The 23,367-nt window shown below is 61.6% G+C and carries 22 protein-coding genes; 16 read left to right on the forward strand and 6 right to left on the reverse strand.

Features of this window, described 5'->3' with window-relative positions; genetic code table 11:
• Positions 1-41: 41 nt before the first annotated feature.
• The 3 genes from waaA to lpxK all read left to right on the forward strand — a co-directional run bounded on the left by waaA (position 42) and on the right by lpxK (position 3,223).
• Positions 42-1,361: a lipid IV(A) 3-deoxy-D-manno-octulosonic acid transferase gene (gene waaA / locus GQ59_RS27940; RefSeq protein ID WP_037087690.1), complete on the forward strand. Its 1,320-nt coding sequence runs from the start codon at positions 42-44 to the stop codon at positions 1,359-1,361.
• Positions 1,358-2,086 (forward strand): HAD family hydrolase, encoded by a 729-nt coding sequence (locus tag GQ59_RS27945; RefSeq protein WP_037087691.1) that lies wholly within the window; start codon positions 1,358-1,360, stop codon positions 2,084-2,086. The genes waaA and GQ59_RS27945 overlap by 4 nt, the downstream gene beginning before the upstream one ends.
• Positions 2,087-2,176: 90 nt before the next feature.
• Positions 2,177-3,223: a tetraacyldisaccharide 4'-kinase gene (lpxK, locus tag GQ59_RS27950; RefSeq protein ID WP_037087693.1), complete on the forward strand. Its 1,047-nt coding sequence runs from the start codon at positions 2,177-2,179 to the stop codon at positions 3,221-3,223.
• On the opposite strand, the gene GQ59_RS27955 is transcribed toward lpxK, so the two are convergent.
• Both GQ59_RS27955 and mutL read right to left on the reverse strand, forming a co-directional pair.
• Positions 3,220-3,453, reverse strand: a complete 234-nt coding sequence (locus GQ59_RS27955; RefSeq protein WP_037087694.1) for a DUF2093 domain-containing protein — start codon at positions 3,451-3,453, stop codon at positions 3,220-3,222. The genes lpxK and GQ59_RS27955 overlap by 4 nt on opposite strands.
• 66 nt (positions 3,454-3,519) lie before the next feature.
• On the reverse strand, positions 3,520-5,334 hold the full coding sequence (gene mutL / locus GQ59_RS27960) for a DNA mismatch repair endonuclease MutL (RefSeq protein WP_037087695.1): 1,815 nt from the start codon (positions 5,332-5,334) through the stop codon (positions 3,520-3,522).
• A gap of 362 nt (positions 5,335-5,696) precedes the next feature.
• Here mutL and GQ59_RS27965 point away from each other — a divergent pair, with 362 nt between their 5' ends.
• Positions 5,697-7,370, forward strand: coding sequence for a response regulator (locus GQ59_RS27965; protein ID WP_051904244.1), 1,674 nt, complete (start codon positions 5,697-5,699; stop codon positions 7,368-7,370).
• Positions 7,371-7,470: 100 nt separating this feature from the next.
• Positions 7,471-8,826, forward strand: a complete 1,356-nt coding sequence (locus GQ59_RS27970) for a putative bifunctional diguanylate cyclase/phosphodiesterase (protein WP_037087696.1) — start codon at positions 7,471-7,473, stop codon at positions 8,824-8,826.
• A 12-nt stretch (positions 8,827-8,838) separates the two neighbouring features.
• Here GQ59_RS27970 and GQ59_RS27975 read toward each other — a convergent pair whose 3' ends face one another.
• The 3 genes from GQ59_RS27975 to GQ59_RS27985 form a co-directional block, all read right to left on the reverse strand.
• Positions 8,839-9,735, reverse strand: coding sequence for a thermonuclease family protein (locus GQ59_RS27975; RefSeq protein ID WP_037087697.1), 897 nt, complete (start codon positions 9,733-9,735; stop codon positions 8,839-8,841).
• A gap of 222 nt (positions 9,736-9,957) precedes the next feature.
• Positions 9,958-10,575: a PRC-barrel domain-containing protein gene (locus GQ59_RS27980; protein ID WP_037087698.1), complete on the reverse strand. Its 618-nt coding sequence runs from the start codon at positions 10,573-10,575 to the stop codon at positions 9,958-9,960.
• A gap of 192 nt (positions 10,576-10,767) precedes the next feature.
• Positions 10,768-11,649 carry an SMP-30/gluconolactonase/LRE family protein gene (locus GQ59_RS27985; protein WP_037087699.1) on the reverse strand — a complete coding sequence of 294 codons (882 nt, stop codon included), beginning with the start codon at positions 11,647-11,649 and terminating at the stop codon, positions 10,768-10,770.
• Positions 11,650-12,058: 409 nt separating this feature from the next.
• Here GQ59_RS27985 and GQ59_RS27990 point away from each other — a divergent pair, with 409 nt between their 5' ends.
• The 11 genes from GQ59_RS27990 to GQ59_RS28040 all read left to right on the forward strand — a co-directional run bounded on the left by GQ59_RS27990 (position 12,059) and on the right by GQ59_RS28040 (position 22,538).
• Complete coding sequence (locus tag GQ59_RS27990; protein WP_152564484.1) at positions 12,059-12,790, forward strand: helix-turn-helix transcriptional regulator; 732 nt, start codon at positions 12,059-12,061, stop codon at positions 12,788-12,790.
• 376 nt (positions 12,791-13,166) lie between these two features.
• Positions 13,167-14,375, forward strand: a complete 1,209-nt coding sequence (gene apbC, locus GQ59_RS27995) for an iron-sulfur cluster carrier protein ApbC (protein WP_037087701.1) — start codon at positions 13,167-13,169, stop codon at positions 14,373-14,375.
• Positions 14,376-14,683: 308 nt separating this feature from the next.
• Positions 14,684-15,655 (forward strand): magnesium transporter CorA family protein, encoded by a 972-nt coding sequence (locus tag GQ59_RS28000; RefSeq protein WP_152564481.1) that lies wholly within the window; start codon positions 14,684-14,686, stop codon positions 15,653-15,655.
• A 14-nt stretch (positions 15,656-15,669) separates the two neighbouring features.
• Positions 15,670-17,571, forward strand: a complete 1,902-nt coding sequence (locus GQ59_RS28005) for a potassium transporter Kup (protein ID WP_037087702.1) — start codon at positions 15,670-15,672, stop codon at positions 17,569-17,571.
• Between the two features lie 150 nt (positions 17,572-17,721).
• Positions 17,722-18,894: a cell wall hydrolase gene (locus tag GQ59_RS28010; protein WP_152564482.1), complete on the forward strand. Its 1,173-nt coding sequence runs from the start codon at positions 17,722-17,724 to the stop codon at positions 18,892-18,894.
• Between the two features lie 267 nt (positions 18,895-19,161).
• Positions 19,162-19,524: an AtpZ/AtpI family protein gene (locus tag GQ59_RS28015; protein ID WP_037087704.1), complete on the forward strand. Its 363-nt coding sequence runs from the start codon at positions 19,162-19,164 to the stop codon at positions 19,522-19,524.
• Between the two features lie 61 nt (positions 19,525-19,585).
• Positions 19,586-20,338 (forward strand): F0F1 ATP synthase subunit A, encoded by a 753-nt coding sequence (locus tag GQ59_RS28020; protein ID WP_037087705.1) that lies wholly within the window; start codon positions 19,586-19,588, stop codon positions 20,336-20,338.
• A gap of 66 nt (positions 20,339-20,404) precedes the next feature.
• Positions 20,405-20,632 (forward strand): F0F1 ATP synthase subunit C, encoded by a 228-nt coding sequence (locus GQ59_RS28025; protein WP_037087706.1) that lies wholly within the window; start codon positions 20,405-20,407, stop codon positions 20,630-20,632.
• Positions 20,633-20,714: 82 nt separating this feature from the next.
• A complete protein-coding gene (locus GQ59_RS28030; protein WP_084683319.1) occupies positions 20,715-21,323 on the forward strand; it encodes a F0F1 ATP synthase subunit B in 609 nt (202 codons plus the stop codon).
• A 4-nt stretch (positions 21,324-21,327) separates the two neighbouring features.
• Entirely contained in the window at positions 21,328-21,813 is a 486-nt protein-coding gene (locus GQ59_RS28035; RefSeq protein ID WP_037087708.1) for a F0F1 ATP synthase subunit B, read from the forward strand.
• 86 nt (positions 21,814-21,899) lie between these two features.
• Positions 21,900-22,538: a glutathione S-transferase family protein gene (locus tag GQ59_RS28040; protein ID WP_037087709.1), complete on the forward strand. Its 639-nt coding sequence runs from the start codon at positions 21,900-21,902 to the stop codon at positions 22,536-22,538.
• A 35-nt stretch (positions 22,539-22,573) separates the two neighbouring features.
• On the opposite strand, the gene rnhB is transcribed toward GQ59_RS28040, so the two are convergent.
• Positions 22,574-23,242 (reverse strand): ribonuclease HII, encoded by a 669-nt coding sequence (gene rnhB, locus GQ59_RS28045; RefSeq protein ID WP_037087710.1) that lies wholly within the window; start codon positions 23,240-23,242, stop codon positions 22,574-22,576.
• Positions 23,243-23,367 lie beyond the last annotated feature (125 nt).

The following is a 23,367-nucleotide window of genomic DNA, read 5'->3' on the forward strand; positions in this document are numbered from 1 at the left end:
ATCACATTGATGGCGGCCATCATGCATCGGGGGCAAACGCGGTGAGCAAGATTTCTGCGCGCCTGGCTCTTGTTGGTTACCGGGTGGCCGGTATTTCCCTTTATCCCCTGGTCGGCCCCTACCTTGCCTATCGCGCCATGAAGGGCAAGGAAGACAGGACCCGCAAGCTGGAACGGCTCGGTTATGCAAGCCTTGCCCGCCCCCGTGGCCCACTCATTTGGGTACATGCGGCGAGCGTCGGGGAAACCATCGCCATCATGCCGATGATCCGCGAACTGCGGCGCCGTGAGATCCACATCCTTCTGACGACAGGCACCGTCACCTCCGCAAATCTCGTCCGGTCGCGGCTGGCTGACGAGGTGATCCACCAATACGTGCCGCTCGACCTGAAATTTCCGATCAAGCGCTTCATCGCCTATTGGAAGCCGGATGCCTGCATCACGGCGGAATCCGAGATCTGGCCGACCACCATCGCCGAACTCGCCCGTCGCCGCATTCCGCAGATCCGCGTCAATGCCCGCATCTCCGACCGGTCCTTCGATCGCTGGCGCAACCGCAGCTCGATTGCCGAAGCCATCTTCGGCAAGATGGCTCTGGTGGTCGCGCAGTCGGATCTGGATGCCGAACGCTTCCGCGATCTCGGCGCCTGGCCTGTCATCGCATCCGGCAACCTGAAGAGCGATACCGATCCGCCGCCCTGCGACGAGGCAGTGCTGGCGCGTTACCGCAAGGAAATCGGCAGCCGTCGGACCTGGGCGGCCATCTCGACTTTCGACGGCGAGGAGAAGGCGGCGGCAAGCGTCCACAAGGCGCTGAAACCGAAGAACGGCCAGCTGACCATCCTCGTGCCGCGCCATCCCGATCGCGCCGACGCGGTCGAAGAGATGCTGAAGGAAATGGGCCTGACCGTAGCGCGCCGCTCGCGCAACGATGTGGTGACGCCGGAGACGGACGTCTTCCTGGGTGACTCCATCGGCGAAATGGGGCTTTACCTGCGTTTAACTGAAATCGCCTTCGTCGGCAGGTCGCTGACGAACGAGGGCGGACAGAACCCGCTGGAGCCGGCCATGCTCGGTTGCGCCGTGCTTTCCGGCCCGCATGTCCAGAATTTCCGCGACGCCTACCAGCATCTGGTGCGCAAGGGCGGCGCTCGCATCGTCAAGGACGTCGAGATGCTGGCAAAGGCGGTCCATTACCTGATGATCAACGATCTCGCCCGCGTGAAGATGATCGATTCCGGCCATGACGCGATGGACGAGATGCGCGGTGCGCTGTCGAAGACGATCAAGGCGCTGGAGCCCTATGTCAACCCGCTGACGGTGAGCGCCAGGCTGCAGCCGAAAGCCGCCGCCGTTCGATGACCCCGGAAAAGTTCGCACACATTGCCGGCATCCTGTTCGACAAGGACGGCACGTTGTTGCTCTATGACGAAAGCTGGGGGCCGGTGAACCGCGAGGCTGCCCGCATCGCCTCTTCCGGTGACGCCGAACTCGAGCCGCGGCTTCTGGTTTCAGGCGGTATGGACCCGCTATCCGGCCACACCCGCCCGGACAGCCTGCTGGCCGCCGGCAATGCCGCCGAGATCGCCGCGGGCTTTGTTGCCGCCGGTTCGCCTATCGAGGTGGGTGAACTCACCCGGCTGCTCGACGACCTCTTCATCCGCTCGGCTGAGTTTTCCGTGCCCGTCACCGATCTGGCGGCGCTGTTCGGCAAGCTCAAGGCCCGGGGCTTCAAGCTCGGTATCGCTTCCAGCGACAACGAGCAGGCGATCCGCCAGACCGCCATCCGCTTCGGCATCATCGATCATGTCGATTTCATCGCCGGCTACGACAGCGGTCATGGCGTCAAGCCCGAGCCCGGCATGGTACTCGGCTTCTGCCGCGCCACCGGGCTCGATCCCGCCGAGGTCGCCATGGTCGGCGACAACAATCACGACATGCATATGGGTGCGAGCGCAGGCGTCGGCCTGAAGGTTGCGGTGCTGACCGGCACCGGCTCCCGCGAAACGCTGTCGGCATCGGCGGATATCTGCCTTGCCGATATCACCGCGCTCATGGATCTTCTGCCGGAAAAGCTTCACGCCTGAACCAGGCTTTGGTTTCAAAGACTTGCCTTTTTTCCAAAACTGCCATTTTGTTCGCGGGCTGTTTCAGGACGGATCAGCCGGAGTTTGGGTATGGTATCGGAAGCACCGCCATTCTGGTGGACGAAAGCGGATTGGCGTGCCTGGGGCCTTGCCCCCGTTTCGTTTCTTTATGGCCGGATCGCCGGTCGCCGCATGGCCAAAGCCCGGCGCGCCAGCATTCCCGTGCCGGTCATCTGCGTCGGCAATTTCACGGTCGGCGGCGCCGGCAAGACCCCGACCGCCATCACCCTTGCCCGAGCAGCGAAGGAAAAGGGTCTGAAGCCCGGTTTCCTGAGCCGCGGTTACGGCGGGTCGCTTGACGTCACGACCGTGGTCGATCCCGAACACCACCGGGCCGAGGCGGTGGGCGACGAGGCGCTCTTGCTCTGCCGCGAGACGCTGACGGTGATTTCCCGCGCCCGCGTCGAGGGGGCTCATCGACTGGTCGCCGAAGGCGCCGACCTGATCATCATGGACGACGGTTTCCAGAGCGCCCGCCTGGCGCTGGATTTCGCCCTCGTCGTTATCGACACGGTGCGTGGCATCGGCAACGGCCATCTCGTGCCGGGCGGGCCGGTCAGGGCGCCGATATCCGAGCAGATGCGCCAACTCTCGGCGATCCTCAAGGTCGGCAACGGCGAGGCGGCCGACAAGCTGGTGCGCCAGGCAGCCCGCGCCGGCAAGCAGGTCTATGTGGCGGCGCTGGAGCCGCGCGAAAATCGCGACATTGCCGGCAAGGCACTGTTCGCCTTCGCCGGCATCGCCGATCCTGAAAAATTCTATCGGACCGTCAAGCAGATCGGCGGGCTGGTCATGGAAAAACGTGACTTCCCCGACCATCACTATTTCACCGAGGATGAGATCTCGGACCTTCTGGACGATGCCGCCAAGGACAAACTGACGCTCGTCACCACCGCCAAGGATGCGGTGCGGCTGCTGGGTCATCACGGGCGGATGGAGGAACTGGCGACAAAGATACGTGTAGTCGAGGTCGATATGGCGTTCGACGATCCGCAGGCACCGGGCAAGATCATCGATACGGCGATCGCCAATTTCCGCCACCGGCGCATCAGGGAAGGAAATGCCGGGAAGGTTTAGCCGCGGCTCTGGTTCGGCAGCATGCCAGCGCGCTTGTCGGCTTCCAGCGAGGAAGCACAGTCCACATAGGGCTCCTGCCGGACGACACTCCAGTACCGCAATTCGTCGATCGGAATCTGCGCCCCCGTCATGGCGCATATCACGTAGGAGCCGGCGGTCAGGATCTGGTAGTCGCCATCGAGATACCGGATCTTCGCTTCGCGGAACCCGCTTCCCTCGAACCGGTTCATCTGTCGTCTCCTGCGGAAAAACATGGCGCCTGCTCTAACCCGATTGTGCCTGAATTGCCAGCTTTTTCAGCTTCGGCCGAAGAGCCGCTCGATGTCGGAAAGCTTGAGTTCGATATAGGTCGGTCGGCCATGGTTGCAGGTGCCGGAGCCGGGGGTGGCTTCCATTTCCCGCAACAGCGCGTTCATCTCCTCCGGCCTCAGCCGTCGGCCGGAACGCACCGAACCGTGGCAGGCCATGGTGGCGGCGACATATTCGAGCTTGCCGCGCAGGCCACCGGCGGTGTTCCATTCGGCAATCTCGTCGGCCAGATCGCGGACCATCGAGGCCGCATCGACTTCGCCGAGCATGGCAGGGGTCTCGCGCACGGCGACGGCGCCCGGACCGAACCGTTCGATCGCCAGGCCCAGCCGGTCGAGCTCCTCCGCATTCGCCATCAGCCGGTCGCAATCCTCTTCCGGAAGGTCGATGATCTCCGGGATCAGGAGGACCTGGCTCGCCAGCCGCTTGTTGTCGAGCGCCTTGCGCATGGCTTCGAACACCAGCCGTTCATGGGCGGCGTGCTGGTCGACGATGACCAGCCCGTCTTCGGTCTGGGCGACGATATAGTTTTCGTGAACCTGCGCCCGTGCGGCACCCAGGCGGTAGCGCGGCGCGTCTTCGGCAGCGGTCCTCGGAGCGGGTTCCGCGATGACGGTATCAGCACGCGCGGCCGGCATGGTCAGCGCGTCGAAACCGGATTGCACCTGCTCGGCAAAGTCGTTGGCTGGCTGTGGATAGAGCGGCCTGAACGGCGAGGCCGCGGCCGCCCAAGGGGTGCGCGGTGCGGCATGAGCTGGTTGGAAGCCAGGCCGGAAGGCGCGCATCATGCCTGACGTTCCTGTCGTCGCGGCCCGGTCGCCTTCGCGATGCAGCGCCTCGCGGATCGCCCCGACGATCAGCCCGCGCACGAGGCCCGGATCGCGGAACCGCACGTCGGACTTGGCCGGATGCACGTTGACGTCGACCAACGCCGGATCGATCTTGATCGACAGGACGGCCACGGGGTAGCGGCCGGAGGGAACGCTTTCCGCATAGGCACCGCGTAGCGCCGACAGGATCAGCTTGTCCTGCACCGGTCGGCCGTTCACGAAGGCATATTGATGCGCCGAGTTTCCCCGGTGGAAGGTCGGCACGCCGACGAAGCCGGAAAGCCCGACATCCTCGCGCATCGCGTCGATCTCGATCGCATTGTCACGGAAATCGGCACCGAGAATCTGCGCCATGCGGGCGAGGTGGTCCTCGCCGGTCGCCGGGAATTCCAGCGTCGTGCGGTCGGAGCCCGACAGGACGAAACGGATATGCGGGAAGGCGATCGCCATGCGCCTGACCACTTCGGTGATCGCGCCGGCCTCGGCCTTCTCGGTCTTTAAAAATTTCAGCCGCGCCGGCGTCGCAAAGAAGATGTCGCGTACTTCGACCACCGTACCGGTATTGGCGGGGGCCGGCTTCACACCGGACATCTTGCCGCCGACGACTGCCACCTGCGACCCTTCCGAATGACCGTTGCGGCGGCTGGTGATGGTGAGTTTCGCCACCGAACCGATCGAGGGCAGGGCCTCGCCGCGGAAGCCGAGCGTGCGGATGTCGTCGAGCGTCTCGGAAATCTTCGAGGTGCAGTGCCGCCGTACCGCCAGATCGAGATCGGCCGCATCCATGCCGGACCCGTTGTCGGTGATGCGGATCAGGCTTTTGCCGCCGCCGGCAGTAGCGATCTCGATGCGGGTCGCGCCGGCATCGATGGCGTTTTCGATCAGTTCCTTCGCGGCGCTGGCGGGCCTTTCGATGACTTCGCCGGCAGCGATCTGGTTGATCAGGGTCTCGGGCAACTGTTTGACGGACATGAGCCATTTTCCCGGATTCGGCGCCGGAAGGAAAGCCCGGATCGTACCTTTCCCAAACCGATGGAAAGGATATCCAGGGTTGATGCACGACCGTTCATTAATCCGGTTTTAAGATAAAGGCGATAATTTGTCCGGTATTGACCTTGGATGAAACCGGGGAGGCGCCAGCCTCCCGCGAGTGATCGGAATGGCGGCCAGCTGGGCACCGTCATGCGAGCCCTGATTACTCGTTGAGGACTTGGAGCCAGCATGTTCCCGCGCCGACCAGACGAAAACTAGAAGGAATAACGCCGAGAGGCGAATATCGGCATTACGGTCCGGTCTTTATTCCGGTCCGAAAAAGCATACGGGGAGTTCATCCTATGAATGATTTGGCGTCGGCGGACGCAAACATTCAATCTGTCATGCTCGAAGTGATCTCCGAGGGCATTTCGGGAGGCGTCTTTGTCTATGACAAAAATGACCTTATCGTCTTTGCGAGCCAGCAATTGCTGACCCTCCTGCCGGTTCCGAAGAGTTTTCTGACGCCCGGTACGCGTCTTCGGGATTTCCTTGGAGCCATCTACGATGGCGGCGGACGCTTCCTGACCGATGCTTCCGGTCCGCGCCGGATGCTCAGCCGTGAGGATTGGGTTGCCGAACAGATCGCCACTCTGTGGAAGGAGCGGGCCGAATCCCAGGAGCGCCGCGGCACCGACCGTTGGGTGAGCTTCACCAAGCGTCGCCTGTCGTCCGGTTATGGCGTGTGCGTCGTCCGGGACATCTCGGACCACAAGAAGCGCGAGGAACAGTGGCGCGCCGATATGGAACGGGTGCAGATCACCGAAGAGGTGCTCGACAATCTGCCGTTCCCGATTACCGTCAAGGACAGCAGCCTCACCTTCGTCGCCGTCAACAAGATGGCCGCGCGTTTCCTCGATCTGCCGACCGACGCGATTCTCGGTCACAAGGGATCGGATGTTCATCCGCCGCAGGTGGAGGAGCGCCTGGACCGCATCAATCGCGGCGTTCTCGATCTCGGCGAGCCCCAGCAGATGTTCGAACTGGTGACCCGGCCGGATGGCTCGCAGGTCGTCATCATCGCCAACAAATACCGTATCGGTAAGCCGGGCCGTTACTACCTGGTCACCGCCATGGAAGACATTACCGGGCTGGTCGCGATCGATGAAGACGGCGAGCAGATCAAGCCGCGCATGAGCCGGAGCGGCTTGGTCACCACTTCGCTGGCCCGGCAGGAAGGCGACGTACCGGCGAAGCCGGCCGCTGCGTCCGACACGACCCATCTCTCCAACCGCAAGGTTCTTGTCGCCTCCTCCGACCCGAGGACGAGCGCCGAGGCGTTGGAAATTCTCGACGACCTGGGGTTCGACACCTCTTCGGTTTCAGACGGTGAGGAACTGGAACTCTTCCTGCAGCTGGCAAAGGAAGCCAGCATCGCAATCGATCTCGTCGTCGTGGACACGCTGGCGGACAAGGCTTGCCTCGAAATCGTCCAACGACACCGCATTCCGTCCTTGGCGATTAACGGGGTCCGGGTGAAGCGGGAACTGGCCGCTGGCGTGACGCGCCAGTTCAGCCAGCCCCCCGCAAACGAGACCGCGCGCGACGAAGACACCTGGATTGCGGCGCAGGCCGGCGAAAGGGCCGGCATCGACATTCTGGTTGCCGAAGACAACGAGGTGAACCAGATCGTCTTCTCGCAGATCCTCGAAGGTTTGGGTTATCGCTATGCGATCGCTGCCGATGGCGAAGAAGCGGTCCGGCTCTGGCAGGAGCGGTCGCCGCGACTGATCTTAATGGATATCACCCTTCCAAAGCTCAGTGGGTTCGATGCAAGTGTGCGCATCCGGAACCTGGAGACGGTCGACAACTCCATTCCGATCATCGGCGTTCTCCCCCAGGCCTTCGAGCGCGACCGCGACCAATGTTTCGCCTCCGGCATGAACGAGGTGATCCTCAAGCCGATCAGCCCCGAGGCTCTGGAAGCCGTCTTCCAGACATTTCTCGGCATATCCGCAAAACAGTCGTATGCTTAACCGATTAATCATTCCGTTCATGTAAGTTAAGCTCGGGCCATTATTTTTTAATCTTTTTCCCCCATCCTGCGCCGGTCTGTGAAGCGCAACGGGATTATTCATGAAGTCGGCGGGAAACCCATTGCCGCAGGTCAGTCAGAACGAACTGCAGGCAATGGCCTACAGTGACGCCCTGACGGGTCTTGGAAATCGATACCGCCTGCGTGACAAGGTACGCCTGCTGGCTGCCGAGCGGGCCCAGGATCCTGCACCCTTTACCATCTGCATTGCCAATCTTGATGGTTTTAAGCCGATCAACGACCTGTTCGGTGCCGAAGCGGGCGATGAAATCCTCTGCCAGGTCGCCCATCGCCTGAAAGCCTGCATTCCGGACGGCGCGACCGTTACCCGCCACGACGGTGACGAGTTTGCCTTCATCCTTCCTCTGGTCTTCGAGCGCATCGGCGCTGAACGTATCGGCCAGATGATCAAGGACGTCCTGTCAGCCCCCTACGATCTTGGCGACCGCAACGTCCGCCTGTCCGCCTCCTTCGGCTTTGCGATCTATCCCTTCGCCGGCGAGGATTTCGAGGAGCTGCTGAAAAGCGCCGAAACCGCGCTCTACCGCTCGAAACGCCGCGGCCGCGGACAGATCACCGTCTACTCCCGCGAGATCGCCCAGGAGATGAAGCGGGCGACACAGCTGGAACAGGCGCTTCGCAACGCCATCATCGCCGATGCCGTGGACGTCCACTTTCAGCCGATCGTGCGCATCAGCGATGGCGGCGTGGTCGGTTTCGAGGCGCTGGCGCGCTGGATCGATGCCGATCTCGGCTTCGTCTCACCCGCGGTTTTTGTGCCCCTTGCCGAAGAGCGCGGTTTTATTGACGCGCTTTCTGAAACGTTACTGCACAAGGCTGCAGAGGCCGCACTCTCCTGGCCGCGCGAGCTTTTCCTGTCCTTCAACCTCTCTTCGGCGCAGCTGATGGACCCCGGCACCACCGAGACCATCCTCGCGACGCTCGCACGCGTCGGCCTCGATCCCCATCGTCTGGAACTGGAAATTACCGAAACAGCGGTGATGACTTCGGCCGATACGGCGCAGCGCATCATCACCGACCTGCGCCAGCAGGGCGTGCGCATCTCGCTCGACGATTTCGGCACAGGCCAGTCGAGCCTCGGGCGGTTGCGGGACTTCACCTTCGACAAGGTGAAAATCGACCGCGCGTTCGTCTCGCGGATCACCACGGACCGCGCGTCGGAACACATCGTCAAGGCGATCATCGCCATGTGCGACGGGCTGAACCTGGCCGTGGTAGCGGAAGGCATCGAGGAAAAGGCCGATGCGGACAAGCTTAACGAGCTCGGCTGCGCGATGGGACAGGGCTATTATTACGGCAGACCGGCCGATAGCGCCGTCACCATGCGCTACCTCCAGGAACACTACCGCGACTTCATGACCATCGAACGGGCTTGAAGCGCTCCCCTCCTAGAGAGCGGGCTCTATTTCGTTGACCATCGCCCTGAATTCCCCGCCCGGCCGTTCCGGCATCGGATCGAATACAAGGTCCTCCGGCTTGCGCGTCAGACGTATCTGGTCGCCGACCTCCTCGATGAACGTATCGAAATGCGTGTAGTTAAGCTCGACAAGGTCGAGAACGGGTTCCTCGTTGAGCTCCAATGCGGCCTTGAAGCCTCTGATCGTTCCCGCCTCAGCCACATAGTCCGACGCGCGACGAAAGAGTTTCGGCATCAGCACGAGCGTTTCCGTCAAGGATCCGATGTTTTCGATGGTAGATAGGGTATTGGTGCGGTCGACGGCGTATACTCCCCGGTTTGCGGCGCGGGCTTGCTGGACTGTCTGGGTCAGCGCCGTGCGCAATTCGCCGAAAAGCGTTTGGTAATAGGTGGGGAAAGCCAGTCCTTCCGACAGCATGAACCGGTTGACGCTTGCTTCGAGCATGGCGGGTCGAAGGAATACGTCGGAGCCGCTAGGACCGTTGGGGGCACCCGGGAAGAGAAAGGCGATGATGCGTCCGAATTTATCGGTCGCCCGAGCGAGGATATAGCCGTCGGTGCCATCCTTGGCCGAGAGCACGCTTGATTGATTGCTGTCCCAGGTAACGTCGCGTATGTCGAGAAACGCAAGGAGCGCGTTGCGGGCCTCGTTCGCCAGCGCCAGCGGCTGGTGGCGACCGCCATAATGTGTTTCCAGAGCATCGATACCCTCGACGCGCACGCTCGTATGCCCGCGAGCATTCACCTTCGCCGGCACGCCCTGGAGAAGGGCCAGCTCCGACAGGTCGTTCGGTGCAAATCGGATTGTGTCCCCGTCGGGAGAATAGTTCACGCAATGAAATTTACCGGCAATGACGAAGAATGGCATGGTGAAACCCCTCGCTCCCGTAGACGTGCATTATTAATCGCGACACAACCGGATGTAAATCCTTCCTCGTGGCGTTCGACCGAAATTGCAATGGCGGGATGCACGGTCGCCGTTCGGCATCCGAGGAGCTTGCTTTCGACGCAAGAAAGGGCGGCACCTGCGGTACCGCCCCGTTCCGTGGTGACGACGTGTCACCCGTTCCGGACCTGACTGATCGAGCGCTTATTTGCTCGGGGCAGCCGGTGTCGTCGACGGGTTAGTGGCGCCGCCTGCAGGCATCGAGGTGCCGGTGGAGGACGTGGTCGTCCGGTCGGTTTCGGCCTGCTTGTCTGCCAGGGTCTTGAATTCCGGAGCGGCCTGAAGGGCTTCTGCCGTTTCCGTGGTTGTCAGACGGACTTCGTTGTTGTTGTCCGCATCACGCGTCATCGTGATCTTGTCCATCGGCAGGGCGATTTCCTTCTCGCCGATGCCGAGGAAGCCGCCAACGCCGATCACGGCTGCAACGATGCCGCCGTCTTCTTGCAGGATTAGGTCGTTGACGTCGCCGATGCTCTTGTCTTCTGCGTTGTAGACCGACTTGCCGATATAGTCGTTGGCGCTGATCTGGTTTTCAGCCTGCTCGGTCAGGTAGCTGCCGGAAGCGGCGGCCGTGTCGGTGCCGGTCTTCGGAGCCGGCGTTGCGGCGGCGTCAGCCGGTTTTGCAGCCGGATCCATCGGAGCGGCAGGGGTTGCCGGAGCCGGGGAGGCCGGCGGCGTCGGCTGGGTCTGGGCAAATGCCGGTCCAATGGCGGTGGACGCCAAAAGAACAACGGCCGCCATCGTGCTAAGGGTTTTCTTCATATCGAACCTACCTTCCTGTGCTCAAAACTATCTCTGAACACGCGGCCCCTCCGTTATGGAGCTTCCGACCGCGCTGGTTCGAGAGGGAAATGTTATGAGGACGGATTGGTTCCGGTCAGGATTGCTGAATTTTTAGGCGTTTTAGCGGGAACTTTTTCGTATTTTGCTTGTTTGGGGCGGCTTTTGCGCCTTTCATAGGCGGTAGGCTGGCTCAGGATCGCATTGGATGGAAACGGCGATTTCGAACAGCGAGCCGGCAAGGGGGTCGGCAACGCGAGCGGCCTCGTCCAATCCCTCCCGCGCCGATGTCACGGCCAACCGGTCCTTGCCGATGAAGGCGGGGCAGGTGGTCTGTTTTGCCGGCACCAGGTGACGTGACAGATGACGGCCGTCAGCCGAGTAATGATCGATGGCACCCTCGCCCCAGCGGGCGTTCCAGATCGTTCCGTCGCTGGCGCAGATCGACCCGTCTATGCCGCCCGGCCTGCCGTTCTCGTCGACCAGCAGCTCCGCTTCGCCGTTCGGCAAGCCTGTAGCCGGGTCGAGGGATACCCGCATCAGCCGGTTAACGCGGGTGTCCACATAATAACCGATCGCCCCGTCGGGCGAGAAGCAGATCGAGTTTGGGATGCTGATGCGGTCGAAAAGCTTGGTCACCTCGCCTTGACGTACATGATAGATAGCGCCGGCGCCGTCCTCGGCTTTTCGTCCCATCGTTCCGATCCAAAGGCTGCCGGAGGGATGGACCCTTCCGTCGTTCGAACGGTTGCCGGGCTTTTCCGGCTCCAGTTCGAGATAGGGTGATAGCGCGCCGGTCGCGCGATCACGGACGAACATCCCCTTGTCGCTGGCGATCATCTGTCGGGCGGCGTCGATCGAGGCAAGGGCGCTGCCCATCACCGGCAACGCATGAACGATCTCCCGCCCGGTCGGCAGATGCAATTCGTGTAATCCCTTGCCGAGAATGTCGAACCACCAGAGCGTCTCCGTTTCCGATTCGAAGGAGGGGCCTTCTCCGAGCGCGCACGGGGAGGAGGAAAGGACACGGCCTTCGAAAGCGTGTGTGGTCGCCATCTGAAATCTCCAATTGCATATCAAGGTAATCGATTAGTATCATCGACAGGAGAGAGTCGGCAAACTCCCCGCATAGGCGATTTGATCCCCAACAATTATCTCCTGACAAACGGCTGGAGGCATGCAAAGGTTTGCAAATCCGATTAGATATCATCATTGTCGAAAGTTGATAATGATCGTCACTATTCGGAATTGATAAAAGCCACTAATTTAGCATTTAATTAAAATCTGAAATAGCAGCCTCAACCATGCAGGCACGTTCGGCGAGAGCTATCCGGGCAAGTCCGGAGAACCTTTTCCGTTCTACGTTTGGGAGGCAGGCAATGCGAATACAAAGGACCGGATTGGGCGGATGTATGGGAAATACCAGGAATCGCTCGACGCCACCCGGCGGACAGAGAAGTAGATGATGGCCAATACCGAGAAAGCAGAAGAAGCTCGTGTCTTTGGCGGAAGTGTCGGAGAAATCGCTGATCTCAAGACACAGTTCGACGTGTTCCGGTTCATGAAGCGGGTCGCCGAGCATTATGGCTGCCGCACGTTCATGGTGCTCAACCTGCCCCACGCCACGTCGCTCGAACTGTCCAACAACACGGTCATTACCAACTGGCCCGCGGAACTGATGTCTCTTTTCGACCGCGAAGGCATGATGCAGACCAGCCCCGTACTTCGGCGGCTGCGCGTCTCAACGATCCCGTTCACCTTCGATCTCGATACGGTGCCGCCCGAGCGGCAAGGACCGGCCGTCCGCGCCATGTTCGGGAGGTTCGGTCTCGTCCGCGGCGCTTACTTCCCGGTCCATGACATGTCCGGCAGCCGCGGCGCCGTTTCTTTCTCAGGCGATGGTCTGCCGTTCACGCACCAGCAGATGATGGAGCTGATGTATATCTCCATCCACGTCTTCGAGCGCCTGGCGGAGATCCGCAACCTCGATGTGCGCACCACGGACGTGCTGACCGACCGCGAGATCGACTGCCTCAACTGGACGGCCGCCGGCAAGACCAGCGCGGAAATCGCGGAAATCCTCGGCCTCTCCGAACATACGGTCAATCACTACCTGAACCGTGCGGCCAAGAAGCTGGATACGGTCAACCGCACCCAGGCGGTCGCCAAGGCGCTTAGAATCGGTTTGATCAAGTAGCCAAATTGAATGCTGCGGCGCACAAAATTTCACCACTGCTCAAGCATTGACCGTTCACGAATGCCGCTTCCATCAAGGGATGTTGCGCCGCAGCAGGGCCTTCGGCCGGAAGTGATTGAAAAAGCTCATCAATAGGAAGTATCTTCCCGTCTGGCATGTTTCGTGCTTCTGTAGGGGCAGGTCCAGAGGGGACTGCAAGCGCCCCAAGAGGCGTGACAAGAAAAGCTGCCGTTCGATCAGTGCGCCACATGGCTGCCGATCGAACGGCGGTTTATCTTGCTTGCCCCTGGCAATGCCGAACTCCTATATATCTGCAAACCCGGCATCCCCTTTTGAGGGATCGGTATCGCATCAGGCATTCGGGAGTTTTGAAATCATGGCCGACATGACGAAAGAGGAAGTTCTGGCGGTTCTCGCCAAGGTGCGCGGGCCGGACCTCGAAGGCGATATCGTCTCCCGCGGCATGGTCTCGGACGTCTTCATCTCCGACAACAAGGTCTATTTCTCGATCACCGTCCCGGCAGCGCGGGCGAACGAACTGGAGCCGTTGCGCGTGGCAGCGGAACGCACCGTCAAGGCCATGCCGGGCGTCAAGGGCGCGCTGGTAACGCTGACGGCGGACCGCAAGGCCGGTTCCGCTCCGCCGCCGCGCCCGCAGCCTGCCGCTCCGGCTGCCCATTCGCATTCGCACGGGCACGACCATGGTCATGGGCATGGGCATAGCCATCCGCCCCAAGGTCAGCTACCGGGACAGCAGCCGACCCAGCCCCAGCAGCGGGAAAAGCCTGGTGTGCCGGGTGTCGGCGCCATTATCGCGGTGGCATCCGGCAAGGGCGGCGTCGGCAAGTCGACGACCGCGGTCAATCTCGCGCTCGGGCTCCAGGCGAACGGCCTGCGGGTCGGTATTCTCGATGCCGATATCTACGGGCCGTCGGTGCCGCGGCTCCTGAAGATCACCGGACGCCCGCAGCAGATCGAAAACCGCATCATCAAGCCGATGGAGAACTACGGCCTGAAGGCGATGTCGATGGGTTTCCTCGTCGATGAGGAAACGGCGATGATCTGGCGCGGTCCGATGGTCCAGTCCGCGCTGCTGCAGATGCTGCGCGAAGTCGCCTGGGGCGACCTCGACGTGCTCGTTGTCGACATGCCGCCAGGTACCGGCGACGTGCAGCTCACCATGGCCCAGCAGGTGCCGCTGGCCGGCGCCGTGATCGTTTCGACACCGCAGGACCTGGCGCTCCTCGACGCGCGCAAGGGGATCGCCATGTTCCGCAAGGTCGAAGTGCCGCTGCTCGGCATCGTCGAGAACATGAGCTATTTCCTCGCTCCCGATACCGGCAAGCGTTACGACATCTTCGGCCATGGCGGCGCGAGAAGCGAGGCGGAACGGATCGGCGTGCCATTCCTCGGTGAGGTTCCACTGACGATCGACATCCGCGAAAGGTCCGACGCCGGCACCCCGGTCGTCGCCTCCGATCCCGAGGGAGCCTCGGCGAAGATCTACCGTGAGATTGCCGCCAGGGTCTGGGCCGAACTCGGTGGCCTTACTCCGCGACCGGCGCCCGCAATCGTTTTCGAATAGAAATCCGCATATGTGTTCCTCGACATTTTGGAATACCTCCCTCGCGCCAACGGACAGTCGCTTTGACGGCCGTTTCCGGCCAAGGCTTTGATGTAGGACGCAAATCCTCTTGTTGCCGAAGCCCCCTTGAACATATTCGGCCCGGGAGTCATGTTGCAGCGCCCACGACGAGGTTTATACGGCTCTTGATTTTGACTATGGCTGTCTCTATAGGCCCGTCCCGCTGGTGGCCGGCTGGCGGTCCCTAACCAGGGGCCGGCAAGCCCGCTTCTCGTTCAGGGCCGACGACTTTCGGCCGGAGACCACGATTGATCAATGCCTATAGCGCCACTGGCTCGATGAAGACGCTTGCGCCGGTCGAGGCGATGCGTCAGCTTGCCGACGACATCGTCTGGCTCGATCTGGTCGAACCGACTCCGCAGGAGGACGCCTATGTCGAGGGTCTCCTCGGAATCCAGGTTCCGACCCGCGACGACCTGAAGGACATCGAGCCTTCGAGCCGGCTTTATGTGGAAAAGGACTCTGTGTTCATGACCGCGTCGCTCGTCTGGCGCGCCGATGGCAAGGATCCTCAGCTCACCGACGTCGCCTTCATCCTCTCCGGAAGCCGGTTGATCACCGTGCGCTATGCCGAGCCGAAAAGCTTTCAGCTTTTCATCGCCAGCTTGAGCCGTCTGACGGAACCGGGGCGCGATGGCGCCACTTTGCTGGCAAAACTTCTGGAAACCATCGCCGATCGAACGGCGGAAATTCTCGAACAGACCGTCAATCATGTCGATGCGCTGTCGACGGAGATCTTCCGCGACCGCGGCAAGCGCCGCCCGCCGCAGTTCCTGGAACGCAAGCTGGCGGATATCGCCGCATACCACCGGCTGATCAGCAAGGTGCGCGACAGCCTGGGTTCGCTCGCCCGGCTGTTGACCTTTCTCATGAACGTGCCATTGATCAGCCAGGACAAGAGCGATGACAGCCTCTGCCGCACCGTGGCGCGGGATGTCGATTCGCTTTCGGAACATGCCTCTTACATCGCCGGCAACATCGCCTTTCTGCTGGATGCCTCGCTCGGGCTGATCAATGTCGAGCAGAACTCCATCATCAAGATATTCTCCATCGCATCGGTCGTATTCCTGCCTCCGACACTCGTTGCCTCGATCTACGGCATGAACTTTCGGTTCATGCCGGAACTCGAGTGGCATATCGGATATCCTCTCGCGATCCTGGCGATGGTTCTGTCCGCCATCATCCCCTTTTTCTTCTTTCGCTGGAAAGGCTGGCTTTAAGCCGGACATCCCCCATGGGTCACCCCGCTGAACATCACGACGCCGAGAAAACGAAGGTCCAAGGCCTTTTTGCGCTCGCACTCGGCTCCGTCGGCGTCGTCTACGGCGACATCGGCACGAGCCCTCTTTATGCATTCCGCGAGGCTCTGAAGCCGATCGCCCACGATGGCGTCACGGAACTCGAGATCATCGGCCTCATCTCGCTGATGATCTGGACGCTGACGATCATCGTCACGTTCAAATACGTGCTGTTCCTGCTGCGCGCCGACAACGACGGCGAAGGCGGCACGCTCTCGCTCCTTGCGCTTCTGACCAAATCCGCCAACGGCCACCGGGCAATGTTGATGCTGCTCGGCCTCATCGGCGCAGCACTTTTCCTTGGCGATGCGATGATCACTCCGGCGCTGTCGGTCCTGTCCGCGGTCGAGGGCCTGAAGCTGGTGGCGCCGTCGATGAGCAGCGCCGTGGTGCCGATCTCGGTCGGCATCCTGATTGGCCTTTTCGCCATCCAGTCGAAGGGAACGGGCCTTGTCTCGCGCTTCTTCGGGCCGATCACCGCCGTCTGGTTCATCGTCATGGGCGCCGGAGGCGTCGCCCATATATCGGACGACTACAGCATCCTGTCGTCCTTTAATCCGGTCTATGCGGTCGAATTCATGCTGAACGAAAGTTTCGTCGGCATTGTCGTCCTCGGCGCCGTTTTCCTGACGGTTACCGGAGCCGAAGCGCTTTATGCGGACCTTGGCCATTTTGGCCGACGGCCGATCCAGTGGGCCTGGTTCACGCTCGTCTTCCCGGCGTTGACGTTGAACTATCTGGGGCAGGGCGCTCTGGTGCTGAAGCATCCGGAAGCGATGTCCGATCCGTTCTACCTGATGTTCCCGCAATGGGCGCTGCTGCCGGTCGTCATTCTCGCGACCGCGGCCACCATCATCGCCAGCCAGGCGGTGATCACCGGTGCTTTCTCGCTGGTCCGCCAGGGAATCCATCTCGGTTACCTGCCGCGCATGCAGATCCAGTTCACCTCGGAGACCAATACCGGGCAGATCTTCCTGCCGTCGGTCAACACCCTGCTTCTGGTCGGAGTCATCGCATTGGTTCTGGGCTTCGAAAGCTCGGAATCGCTCGCCACCGCCTATGGTATCTCGGTGACCGGCGCCATGGTCGTCACCACGCTGATGGCGTTCGAGTTCGTGCGGGTGAAGTGGAAATGGCCGCAGACTTTCGCGATCTGCATTCTGGCCCCGCTGCTTGCCCTGGAACTGGTCTTCCTCGGCGCCAACCTCCTGAAGGTCCATGACGGCGGCTGGGTCCCGGTTATGATGGCGATCATCTTCACCATCGTCATGTGGACCTGGAAGCGCGGCACCGCGATCCTGTTCGAAAAGACCCGCCGCATCGACGTGCCGCTCGAAACCTTCATTCCGATGGTCGAGAAGAAGAGCGATCATTCCCCGGTATCCGTGCCCGGCGTCGCGATCTTCCTGACCAGCGATCCGGAAACCGCGCCCGCAGCGCTGTTGCACAACATCAAGCACAACCACGTCCTTCACGAAAAGAACGTGATCCTGACCATCATCACGGTCAACAAGCCGCGCGTGTCGCTCGAGGAGCGGTTCAAGATCGAGAAGGTCTCGGAGCGTTTCACGCTGATCGAACTGCGCTTCGGCTTCATGCAGTCGCACAATGTCTCGCAGGCGCTCGCCTATCTGCGCAAGACGGGCTTCAAGTTCGACATCATGTCGACCTCCTTCTATCTGGGCCGGCGCAAGCTGGTGCCGGATGCCGCGTCCGGCATGCCCATGTGGCAGGATCGGCTGTTCATCGCCATGGCCAACACCGCGACCGACCCGTCCGACTATTTCCACCTGCCGGCCAACCGCGTCGTCGAACTCGGCTCGCATGTCATCATCTGACATGCGGCATCGGGATGCCCTTCGCTGACATTGATGTGAATGTGCTAATTCAAGCCGGCTGCCGGGCGTTTCGGCAGCCGGCGTTAACCGCTCATCAAGGTTAATGATTGATCTTCATCGGGTTCTTGTTGCCCTGTGGAGTTTACGGTTTTGCGTTCGAACAGTGTTTTGCGTCGCAAGTCCTCATCCGGACTGAATGGATGGACTTCCCCGGCCGTCTTCGGCCTTGCCTGCTGGCTGATCTTTCCGTCCGCCCCGGCTCATGGCGATCTCGCCGATCTTCTGACCGGCTTCGACGGCGCCGAACAATGGCGCATGGTGCTGACCGATTCGCCGGCGGGCTCGATCCATCAGGCGTCGCTCGCTTTTCCCGGTCTCAAGAACGCAGTCTCCGGCAATGCCGGTCTCGAACTCCCGGACGGCCGCAAGATCGCGCTCGTCGACGAGAAGAAATCCTCCGATCCGCGGCCCGATGAAGACCGCGTCAACCGCGCCGCCAAGAAGGGCCGTATCGTCACGGTCGAGCCCATGCAGCCGCCAAAGGCCTTTTCCGCAGGCTCCGTGCTGCAGCGTTCGAGCGCGCTGACCCAGCCGCTCGACGCCCGGGACGGATTGGCTAGGTTTGCCAAGGCCGGCAAGAGCGAGAAGCCCGTCGAACTCGCCGCCTTCTATTTCCGCAAGAAGGACGAGCCGAAGCCGGAAGGCGATCTGATGCCGATGATCGCTAGTCTCATCAACAACAATCAGGCCGATGTGCTGGCCACCGCCTATGCGCCGGCGGCGCAGGATTTCGCCAAGGAATCGCCCTTCGATGCGATCCTCAAGGAAAAGCCGAGCGCCGGCCGCTTCATTCCGCCGATCGGTCTCGACGATCACGCCTGGGCTGCGACACCGCTGCCGCCTGCCTCTTTTTCGGCGCGCGAGCAGCAGTGCCTCGCCTCCGGCATCTATTTCGAGGCGCGCGGCGAATCCGCCCGCGGCCAGGCGGCAGTCGCCCAGGTCATCCTGAACCGCGTTCGCAATCCGGCCTATCCGGATACCATCTGCGACGTCGTCTACCAGAATGAGGATTGGCGCAACCGCTGCCAGTTTTCCTTTGCCTGCGATAATATCAAGGACCGTATCCGCTCCGAATATCATTGGAAGATGGCCCGCGAAGTGGCCATGGCCGTGACCGCCGGCAAGATTTGGCTTCCGGAAGTCGGTTCCGCCACCCATTATCATGCCGTCTATGTTCGTCCCGACTGGGCGCGCACGATGAAGAAGGTCGGCCGCATCGGCCTTCACGTCTTCTATCGCACCTATGGCGGCGGCTGGAGCTGAGCCGGCTCCTGTCACTTCAACAGGCGGCGATTCCCGCGACAGTTTTACCCGACTCCGGTTGTACCTCTTTTAACCGATTGAATTTGCTCGGTTAATTTACCTCAATCGAAGAACCTTGGACGCCTTGACTATGGGGGCGGGCAAAACTATGTTGCGCGCGACTTGAAAACGGGCCGGACGGCGCGAAATCCCCCGCTAACTGCACTTTTTTGCGGTTGGAAAGCATAAAACCGGTTGTGCCGGGAGCAGAAATAGGGGAGGACGCACATGACGGATCACCGCGACGATGGTCTGGAAGAGCGCCGGCGGCGTCTTTCCGCAAAACTTGCGGAAAGGAAAGCCGAAGACGACGCAGAGGCGAGGCGGGACGCGCAATCTGAAGAAAGCCGAAAGGGCATGGCCCTCGGCTTCAAGATTTCCTCCGAGTTCATCTCCGCGATCGCAGTCGGTGCGATTCTGGGCTATGCGCTCGATTATTATGTCGGCACGTCGCCGTGGGGGATGATCGTTCTTCTCCTCCTCGGCTTCTGTGCCGGTATCTTGAACGTGCTTCGCTCGGTGGGAAAGGTGGCTCAGCCGCCTGCCCTGCAGAAGCGCAGCGACGGGGACGGAAAGGAAGGCGGCCTTTAAGAAGGGCGCTTCCGGCGAAGTGAAGGGAGCCGCTCAACGCGGCGAATGAAAGAGGTAGACGGTGGCAAACGATCCGATCCATCAGTTCCAGATCAGCAAGATCGTTCCGATCGAAATCGGCGGCATCGACTTCTCCTTTACCAATGCATCCCTGTTCATGGTTGCGACCGTGGCTTGCGCCGCAGGTTTCCTCTATTTCTCCACCTCGCAGCGCTCGGTCGTTCCGGGGCGCGCGCAGTCGGTTGCGGAAATGTCCTATGAATTCATCGCCAACATGCTGCGCGAAGGCGCCGGCAGCCATGGCATGAAGTTCTTCCCGCTGGTCTTTTCGCTGTTCATGTTCGTGCTGACCGCAAACCTGCTCGGCATGTTCCCCTATTTCTTCACCGTCACCAGCCAGATCATCGTCACCTTCGCGCTGGCGCTTCTCGTGGTCGGCACGGTCATCGTCTACGGTTTCTACAAGCACGGCCTGCATTTCCTCAAGCTCTTCGTACCGAGCGGCGTCCCGGGGGCACTTCTGCCACTGGTCGTGGCGATCGAAGTGATCTCGTTCCTCTCGCGTCCGATTTCGCTCTCCGTTCGTCTGTTCGCCAACATGCTGGCCGGCCACATCACGCTGAAAGTGTTCGCGGGCTTCGTCGGCTCGCTTGGAGCGCTCGGCGCACTCGGCATCGGTGGTGCCATACTGCCCCTCATCATGACCGTCGCCCTGACCGGTCTCGAATTCCTCGTCGCCTTCCTCCAGGCCTACGTCTTTGCGGTGCTCACTTGCATGTACCTCAACGACGCGGTCCATCCCGGCGGGCACTAAGGATAAAGACATTGGCGTCATAGGCGTCAGTCTACAGCCGCAACAACCATTTCGAAGGAGTTTCTCATGGAAGCGGAAGCAGCAAAGTTCATCGGTGCAGGCCTGGCTTGCTTTGGTATGGCCGGTACGGCTCTTGGCCTCGGCAACATCTTCGGCAGCTACTTGTCGGGCGCACTGCGCAACCCGTCTGCCGCTGACAGCCAGTTCGGCCGTCTGGTATTCGGCTTCGCCGTTACGGAAGCTCTGGGCATCTTCTCGCTGCTCGTCGCTCTCCTTCTCCTGTTCGTGGTCTGATATCCAGGCCAGGAATTCGATCGCGGCCGCCTGAACAGGGCGGCCGTGGTCTTTCGCATTTGGAATTCACCTGGAGGTGATGATGTTCGTGACCTCGGCATATGCGCAGACCGCGCCGGCCGCTCCAAATACGCCTGCCGCGCCCGCTGGCGAAGTGCATACCGAAACCGGCGTTGCCCACGGCGGCGAACACAAGGGTGCGTTCCCGCCCCTGGATTCCACCTATTTCGCTTCGCAGCTTCTGTGGCTGATCATCAGCTTCGGCCTTTTCTACCTGCTGATGAAGAAGGTCATCGTTCCGCGCGTGGGCGGCATTCTCGAACACCGCCACGACCGGATCGCCCAGGACCTCGACGAGGCCGCCCGCCTGAAGGCGGAAGCGGACGCCGCCGTCGAGACCTATGAAAAGGAACTGGCAGCCGCCCGTTCCAAGGGCCACAAGATCGCCGAAACCGCTCGCGAGGCCGCCAAGACCAAGGCTGTCGCCGACCGCGCCGCGATCGAGGCCGAACTGACCGAGAAGCTGGCCGCTGCCGAGGTCCGCATCGGCGAAATCAAGGCAAAGGCTTTCGCAGAAGTCGGCCAGATCGCCGAAGAGACCGCCACCGCGATCGTCGACCAGCTGATCGGCGCCAAGGCAAGCGGCGACGACATCAAGGCTGCAGTTGCAGCCGCGAAGACGGAGGCCTGATCCAATGACATTGGATGCAACATTTTTCGCACTCGTCGCACTCGTCATCTTCCTGGCCCTGATCGTTTACCTGAAAGTGCCGGGCATGATGGCGAAGTCGCTCGACGAGCGCGCCGCCAACATCAGCAAGGAACTCGACGAAGCCAAGCGTCTGCGCGAGGAAGCGCAGACCCTGCTCGCCGAATACCAGCGCAAGCGCAAGGAAGCCGAAGCGGAAGCCGCCCAGATCGTGGCCGTCGCCGAGCGTGAAGCTGCGGCCCTGACCGAGGAAGCTCGCCAGAAGACCGACGAATTCGTCACCCGCCGCAACGCGCTCTCCGAGCAGAAGATCAAACAGGCGGAAGCCGAAGCGATCGGCGCCGTGCGCGCCGCCGCCGTCGATCTCGCTATCGCCGCCGCCCAGAGCGTCATCGCCCGCAAGGCCGATGCCTCCACCCAGGACACGCTCTTCAAGGACGCCGTCGGCAAGGTGCAGTCGAGACTGAACTGATTTCAGTCACATGAGACTTTTGAAAAGGCCGGGGCAATACCCCGGCTTTTTTGTTTCGGGAATACAGGATTCCTGGGGAGAACTTCATGCGCAAGCCACGATTGTTCGGCGCGGACTACAGCGTTTATGTGCGGACGGCCCGCCTTGTCCTCCTGGAGAAGGGCGTGGACCACGAACTGGTGCCGATCGATGTCTTTGCGGCAGGTGGTCCGCCACCGTCGTACCTCGAACGCCAGCCCTTCGGGCGTATCCCCGCGTTCGAAGATGATGACTTTAAGCTCTACGAAACGGGAGCGATTACGCGCTATGTCGATGAGGCATTTGGTGGTCCCGCGTTGCAGCCAGCCGCCCCTCGCATTCGGGCGCGCATGAACCAGATGATCGGCATTGCGGACAGCTATGTCTACCCGACACTCGTGTGGGGCATTTATGTCGAGCAGGTTTCCAAACCCGCCAGTGGCAGGCAGACGGATGTTGTCCGCATGGATGCTGCGCTCGAAAGGGCGCCGACCTGCCTGAAGGCCCTTGCCGAACTGTCGCAGAACTCTGCGTGGCTCTGCGGTGATGGGATCAGCCTGGCGGACCTTCATTTGGCGCCGATGATCGACTATTTTATGAAATCGCCCGTCGCAAACGACCTGCTGGGCAAGCATTCCGGCCTGATGTCCTGGTGGGAACGGGTATCGGGGCGGCCGAGCATGCTCAAGACGATGCCGACGGGCTGAGCAGCTTCGCTGGACGGGGCGTGGATTTCTACCGGTCAGCTCTCCGGCAGCTCATCCTTGCGCAGCGGCCGGAAACTCATCCGATGCAGGGAACAGGGGCCATGCGCCTCGATGCCGGCGCGGTGCTGGGCCGTCCCATAACCGACGTGATTGGCAAAGCCGTACCCTGGGAAGACGAAGTGCGCGCGGGTCATCATCCGGTCGCGGGTGACTTTTGCGATGATCGAGGCGGCGGCGATCGATACGGAGCGGGCATCCCCCTTGATGACCGCCTTGCCGGGGCAGCAGAGCCCCTGCGGCACGTCGCGGCCGTCGGCAAGCACATAGGCCGGCGTGACGGCAAGTCCCGCCACTGCGCGGCGCATGGCGTCGAGGCTGGCGCGCAGGATGTTGCGCTCGTCGATATGGCGTGGTCCGGACGCGGCGATCGACACTTCGGCCGTCGCCATGATCGCCTCGAACAAAGCCTCGCGCTGGTTAAGGGTCAGCTGCTTGGAATCGTTGAGGCCGTCCGGGATATTGTCGGGGTCGAGGATGACGGCGGCGGCAACGACCGGGCCTGCCAGAGGCCCGCGTCCTGCCTCGTCGGTACCCGCGACCGGCCAGTGGCCGGCCTGGCGTGCCACGAGCTCCAGACTGAAATCCGGAACCAGCGGAACGTCTTCGAAAAGCATCGGAGAATCGGGCGACGTGCGAGGTAACATGGCGGCAACCTCGCACGTCGTCCCGACCTCCTGCAACCCCCGGCGGGCGATTGCGGCGTCGCTATCCACCGAGGGGCGGCGGTGGAACCGGGGTGTTTTCCGACGCGGGGACAGGGCGGGTCGCG

Origin of the sequence: Neorhizobium vignae (assembly GCF_000732195.1) — a bacterium.
Taxonomy (GTDB): Bacteria; Pseudomonadota; Alphaproteobacteria; order Rhizobiales; family Rhizobiaceae; genus Neorhizobium; species Neorhizobium vignae.

What these genes read in the sequence shown, in the direction of transcription:
- GQ59_RS27945 (WP_037087691.1), top strand. Translation starts at nt 1,358, where the DNA reads ATGACCCCGGAAAAGTTCGCACACATTGCCGGCATCCTGTTCGACAAG.
- lpxK (WP_037087693.1), top strand. Translation starts at nt 2,177, where the DNA reads ATGGTATCGGAAGCACCGCCATTCTGGTGGACGAAAGCGGATTGGCGT.
- GQ59_RS27955 (WP_037087694.1), bottom strand. Translation starts at nt 3,453, where the DNA reads ATGAACCGGTTCGAGGGAAGCGGGTTCCGCGAAGCGAAGATCCGGTAT.
- mutL (WP_037087695.1), bottom strand. Translation starts at nt 5,334, where the DNA reads ATGTCCGTCAAACAGTTGCCCGAGACCCTGATCAACCAGATCGCTGCC.
- GQ59_RS27965 (WP_051904244.1), top strand. Translation starts at nt 5,697, where the DNA reads ATGAATGATTTGGCGTCGGCGGACGCAAACATTCAATCTGTCATGCTC.
- GQ59_RS27970 (WP_037087696.1), top strand. Translation starts at nt 7,471, where the DNA reads ATGAAGTCGGCGGGAAACCCATTGCCGCAGGTCAGTCAGAACGAACTG.
- GQ59_RS27975 (WP_037087697.1), bottom strand. Translation starts at nt 9,735, where the DNA reads ATGCCATTCTTCGTCATTGCCGGTAAATTTCATTGCGTGAACTATTCT.
- GQ59_RS27980 (WP_037087698.1), bottom strand. Translation starts at nt 10,575, where the DNA reads ATGAAGAAAACCCTTAGCACGATGGCGGCCGTTGTTCTTTTGGCGTCC.
- GQ59_RS27985 (WP_037087699.1), bottom strand. Translation starts at nt 11,649, where the DNA reads ATGGCGACCACACACGCTTTCGAAGGCCGTGTCCTTTCCTCCTCCCCG.
- GQ59_RS27990 (WP_152564484.1), top strand. Translation starts at nt 12,059, where the DNA reads ATGGCCAATACCGAGAAAGCAGAAGAAGCTCGTGTCTTTGGCGGAAGT.
- apbC (WP_037087701.1), top strand. Translation starts at nt 13,167, where the DNA reads ATGGCCGACATGACGAAAGAGGAAGTTCTGGCGGTTCTCGCCAAGGTG.
- GQ59_RS28005 (WP_037087702.1), top strand. Translation starts at nt 15,670, where the DNA reads ATGGGTCACCCCGCTGAACATCACGACGCCGAGAAAACGAAGGTCCAA.
- GQ59_RS28015 (WP_037087704.1), top strand. Translation starts at nt 19,162, where the DNA reads ATGACGGATCACCGCGACGATGGTCTGGAAGAGCGCCGGCGGCGTCTT.
- GQ59_RS28025 (WP_037087706.1), top strand. Translation starts at nt 20,405, where the DNA reads ATGGAAGCGGAAGCAGCAAAGTTCATCGGTGCAGGCCTGGCTTGCTTT.
- GQ59_RS28030 (WP_084683319.1), top strand. Translation starts at nt 20,715, where the DNA reads ATGTTCGTGACCTCGGCATATGCGCAGACCGCGCCGGCCGCTCCAAAT.
- GQ59_RS28035 (WP_037087708.1), top strand. Translation starts at nt 21,328, where the DNA reads ATGACATTGGATGCAACATTTTTCGCACTCGTCGCACTCGTCATCTTC.
- GQ59_RS28040 (WP_037087709.1), top strand. Translation starts at nt 21,900, where the DNA reads ATGCGCAAGCCACGATTGTTCGGCGCGGACTACAGCGTTTATGTGCGG.
- rnhB (WP_037087710.1), bottom strand. Translation starts at nt 23,242, where the DNA reads ATGTTACCTCGCACGTCGCCCGATTCTCCGATGCTTTTCGAAGACGTT.